At 59.0% G+C, this 4,974-nt stretch carries 3 protein-coding genes; all 3 read right to left on the reverse strand.

What is annotated here, in order from left to right; translation table 11 throughout:
- Positions 1 to 860: 860 nt before the first annotated feature.
- From C4885_RS15425 to C4885_RS15435, 3 genes are read right to left on the reverse strand one after another with little or no spacing between them, the layout of a single operon-like run.
- Complete coding sequence (locus C4885_RS15425; protein ID WP_345784343.1) at positions 861 to 3,260, reverse strand: homocysteine S-methyltransferase family protein; 2,400 nt, start codon at positions 3,258 to 3,260, stop codon at positions 861 to 863.
- Positions 3,250 to 3,909: a vitamin B12 dependent-methionine synthase activation domain-containing protein gene (locus C4885_RS15430; protein ID WP_114001184.1), complete on the reverse strand. Its 660-nt coding sequence runs from the start codon at positions 3,907 to 3,909 to the stop codon at positions 3,250 to 3,252. Before C4885_RS15430 ends, C4885_RS15425 begins: the two co-directional genes overlap by 11 nt.
- Before the next feature lie 37 nt (positions 3,910 to 3,946).
- A complete protein-coding gene (locus C4885_RS15435) occupies positions 3,947 to 4,810 on the reverse strand; it encodes a methylenetetrahydrofolate reductase (protein WP_114001185.1) in 864 nt (287 codons plus the stop codon).
- Positions 4,811 to 4,974: the final 164 nt, after the last annotated feature.

Here is a 4,974-nt window from a genome sequence, read left to right on the forward strand (position 1 = left end):
ATTATCTGCGCTTTTGGCTTAGCAGCTGCCGCACCTCGCTCGCCGTATCGGCACTTAGAATTATGCGGTATTGCCTTAAAAAGATTTGAATAAAAATCCAATTAAAAAGTTCCCTCTTCATCGTTTTAGGGCCATGCACATCCCTGTTTTACACCACCAACACCGAATCCACCTTTTTGCTGCAGAACGTTGCCATTACCAAACCAGCGTGGACACCAGCGCCGCCGCCACAGCAGACAGCTGGAGTAATTATGAGGTAGAAAAGGCGTAACTCACTCTTTTATCTTCTTGGGCAACACCGCACAATTCCCGCCTTACGGCTTAAGTGCCGCTCCGGCGGCTGCGGCACGGCATCTGCGTTGCCAAAATGCTCGATAAGACATCCAGTATTATCTGCGCTTTTGGCTTAGCATCTGCCGCACCTCGCTCGTCGTATCGGCACTTAGAATTATGCGGTATTGCCCTTGATTTCTTCTTTCTTCAATTTTTCCAATTTCCTCATTTCTTATTTTCACACTCTTTTCGTTCCTATTTCGCCATTCCCCCTTTCCAAATAAAAACAGCAGCACACCGGCTTCCCTATTTTCCGGGAAACGGTGTGCTGCTGTTTTATTGCGTTATCGTATTTAAGGCAACACCGCACAATTCCCGCCTGACGGCTTAAGCACCGCTCCGGCGGCTGCGGCACGGCATCTGCGTTACCAAAATGCTCGATAATACACAAAGTATTATCTGCGCTTTTGGCTTAGCAGCTGCCGTGCCTCGCTCGCCGTATCGGCACTTAGAATTATGCGGTATTGCCTTAATTTTTTCTTATAGCAAAATACCAGCTGAAACGTGAAAGTCAAAACTTGATTCAATCAGCCAAAAATCTGTTTGGCGTAATCGGCGCTGGCTTTGGCGTCCTTGGCATAAAAATCGGCACCGATCTGTTCGGCGTATGCCTTGGTCAGCACAGCGCCGCCCACCATGACCTTGCAGGGCAGGTTGGCCGCGTGCAGGGCTTCGATGGTGGCCTGCATGTTGGGCACGGTGGTGGTCATCAGGGCCGAAAGCCCCACCAGCGGCGCACCGGTCTGGCGCACGGCTTCCACCACGCGCTCCGGCGGCACATCGCGGCCCAGATCCAGCACGTCATAGCCATAGTTTTCCAAAATTACGCGCACAATGTTTTTGCCAATATCGTGTACGTCACCTTTTACGGTGGCGATCACAATACGGCCTTTGCTTTCACCCTGGCTGCCGCTGGCGGCAATGGCGGTTTTGATCACTTCAAAAGCAGCCTGGGTCGCCGTGGCGGATTGCAGCAGCTGCGGCAAAAAGATGGAGCCTTTTTCAAAGGCGTCGCCCACCACATCCAGCGCGGGGATCAGCGTTTCGTTCACCACCTGCAAAGGCTCGCGGGTTTTCAGGGCTTCCTCTGCAGCGGCGCGGGCTTCGTTTTTCAGGCCGCGGCGCACGGCTTCAAACAGAGCATCGGCCCCTGCTGCACCGCCCGCCGGGGCGGCGGCATCAGTTTTTGCCACCTGGGAGGTCTGCACCTGCACATTGGCATAGGCGGCAACGTAATCATTGCACTTTTCGTCCTGGCTGGTCAGCACACGGTAGGCGCGCACGGCGGCCATCATTTCCGGCGTGTTGGGGTTCATGATGGCAAGGTCCAGCCCGGCCTGCATGGCCAACGTCAGGAAAGTGGTATTCATGTAGCCGCGGCAGGGCAAACCAAAGCTGATGTTGGAAACACCCAGCACGGTGCGCACGCCCAGTTCCTTTTTGCACATGGTAATGGCTTTCAGGGTTTCGGCAGCGGCGCTCTGCTCAGCAGAAACCGTCAGCGTCAGGCAGTCGATGTAAACATCCCCGCGGGGAATGCCGATAGCATCCGTTGCGGCCACAATGCGCTTGGCAACCTCAAAGCGGCCCTCTGCCGTTTTGGGAATGCCGTGTTCATCCAGTGCCAGACCAACCACGGCGGCGCCGTACTTTTTGCACAGGGGCAGAATGCTGTCCAGCACCTTCTGCTCGCCGTTGACCGAGTTGACGATCGGCTTGCCGTTATAAATGCGCAGCGCGCGGGCCAAAGCATCTTTGTTGGAAGAATCCAGCTGCAATGGCAGGTCGGTGATGGATTGCAGCTCCCGCACCAGCATTTCCAGCGTGGCGGGTTCGTCAATATCCGGCAGACCGGCGTTCACGTCCAGCAGCTCGGCACCGGCTTCGGCCTGGGCTACGGCCTGGGCGCAGGCATAGGCGCTGTCGCCCTCCCGCAGGGCCTGCTGCAAGCGCTTTTTGCCGGTGGGGTTGATGCGCTCGCCCACCACGGTAATGCCGTTTACCTCCACGCAGCGCACGGGGGTACACAGGCGGCTGCGCACAATAGGGGTTTTGGCGGCGGGGGTTTTATCCTGGGTCAGCTCTTTCAGCAGGCGGATGGATTCCGGCTCAGAGCCGCAGCAGCCGCCCAGCATGGAAATTCCGGTGGGCAGGTAGGCGGCCATCTCAGCGGCAAACTCCGCCGGGGTGATATCATAGCTGCCGTCCAGGTTCGGCAGGCCCGCATTGGGCTTGACAAACACCGGCATACCGGCGGGCACCACACGGCAGAGCCGCTGAGCAAAGGGCAGGATTTCCTTGGGGCCCAGCGAGCAGTTGATGCCCACGGCGTCCGCACCAAGGCCGGCGGCGGTAATGCCGTAGCTTTCCACTGTGCAGCCGGTAAAGGTACGGCCACGGGCCTCAAAGCTCATCGAGGTAAACACCGGCAGGTCACAGTTTTCCTTTGCGGCCAGGATGGCGGCTTTCAGCTCATACAGGTCGGTCATTGTTTCCAGAAAGACGAGGTCTGCCCCGGCTGCGGCACCGGCGCGCACCATCTCAGCAAACTGGGCGCAGGCATCCTCAAACGGCAGGGTACCGGCCGGGGCCAGCAGCTCGCCGATGGGGCCGATATCCAGTGCCACCAGGGCACCGGTTTCCTGCGCGGCGGTCCGGGCACATGCGATGGACGCTTCGATCACCTGCTGCACAGTATAGCCGGTTCCCTTCAATTTACGAGGGTTGGCGCCAAAGGTGTTTGCCAGCAGGATATCCGCCCCGGCGCGGGCATAGTCCCGGTGGACGGCAGTGAGCACATCCGGCATGATAAAGGCGGCCAGTTCCGGCTTTTGTTCTGTGGTCAGGCCGCGCAGCTGCAGCTGGGTGCCCATGGCGCCATCCAGCATAATAAAGCGGCGGCGGGCAAATACTTCCTCAATTTTCACAGGTGGTTCCCCTCTTTCTGTATTCGCACTTTTCGCGCAGCAGGCAGTGCCCGCACCCGGCGCGGGCCCCCGTTACCGGGTGGTCCGCCACGCCAAGGATGGCTGTTACGCTTTTGCGCGGGGTCAGCAGATTTTCCGGCGTGACCGCCATGCCAAGGCCGCGCACGGTATCCAGCGCAATGGCAAACGGCTGCTGCAAAGTCAGCGGGCAGTCCCCATAGCCGGGGGAAAAACGCCCCGTCAGGTAGTGCCCCTGCGCCTGCACGCTGGTGCGGATCTCGGCTTCCAGCGCGTTGCACAGCTCTTCCATCACAGCGGAAGCCATCGCATCCACCACAGCGGCCAGGGCAATATCCGTCAGCTCCAGGCGGCGCATCAGGGTATCAGCCCCACTGCCAAGGGTAACGGCCATCAGCACCATGGCATCGCAGCCGCGCAGGTGGCGGGCAATATCATTCCCGGCGTTCTGCAGCGGCAGGGCGGTCAGCGGCAGCTGTTTCCACACGCCGCGCGGGGTGGCGGCGGCGCGCAGGGCGTCCTCGGCTTTTTGCAGCAGCACCTGGGATGCAGCATCCGGCTGCCAGCCCCCTGCCCCAAGGTAGCGAAGGGTTTCGGCGCGGGTATCGTTTTGCGGGTAGGCTAATTGCACAGCGTTTCACTCCCCCTCTATGGGGCCAACAGGCCGATTACAGCAGGTCCTTGATGCCCTCATACACAGCGGCGGCAACCTTGGCGTCATTCATGGCATACAGGTGCACACCGTCCGCGCCGCCCTCGATCAGATCTCGCAGCTGCTGCACGGCATAGTCAATACCGGCAGCATACAGGCTTTCGGGGTCGTCCTGGTAGCGGGAGATCATGCGGGTAAACTCCGAAGGCAGGCTAGCGCTGGAAAGTGCCACCGTGCGCTCGATCTGGCTGCGCTTAACGATGGGCATAACACCGGCAGACACCGGCAAAGTGATGCCTGCGCGGCGGGCCAGGTTCAAAAAGCGATAAAAGTGCATATTATCAAAGAACAGCTGGGTCAGCAGGTGGGTGGCACCGGCCTCCTGCTTAAAGCGCAGGTTGGCAACATCCTGGGCCAGGGTAGCGGCTTCGGGGTGGCCTTCGGGGTAGCAGGCAGCGTGGATATCAAATTCCGGCTGGGTCTGCCACACAAACTGGGCCAGGTCGCTTGCGTGGGCAAAGTCCGGGCTTTCGGGGCGGGTGGGGGTGCGGTCGCCGCGCAGGGTCAGCACGTTGCGCACACCGGCGGCATTCAGCTGGTCCAGCAGCTGGGCGGCCTTTGCCTTATCGCTGCCCATGCAGATCATGTGGGCCAGCGGCTCTACGTTCAGGTCGTTTTTCAGGAATTCGGCCACTTCCACAGTGGAAACGCCGCCCGTGGAGCCGCCTGCACCGTAAGTAACGCTGATAAAATCCGGGTTAAGGGTGCGCATGGTGCGCAGGGTGTCCTTCATTTTACCAAAGTTGGCGGTCTGCTTCGGGGGGAAGCACTCGATGGAAAACACGCAAGGCTTGCGCTTGAACATCTGGGAGATCTGCATAGGATTCATCCTCCTGTATTTTTATTACTTTCCTCTATTTCTACCCAATTAAGGCAATACCGCATAATTCTAAGTGCCGATACGGCAAGCGAGGTGCGGCAGATGCCAAGCCAAAAGCGCAGATAATACTGGATGCTGCAAAGGTGAGCGCCGCCAGTGGCGGA

It is taken from the genome of Subdoligranulum sp. APC924/74 (assembly GCF_003324125.1).
GTDB lineage: Bacteria > Bacillota > Clostridia > Oscillospirales > Ruminococcaceae > Gemmiger > Gemmiger qucibialis.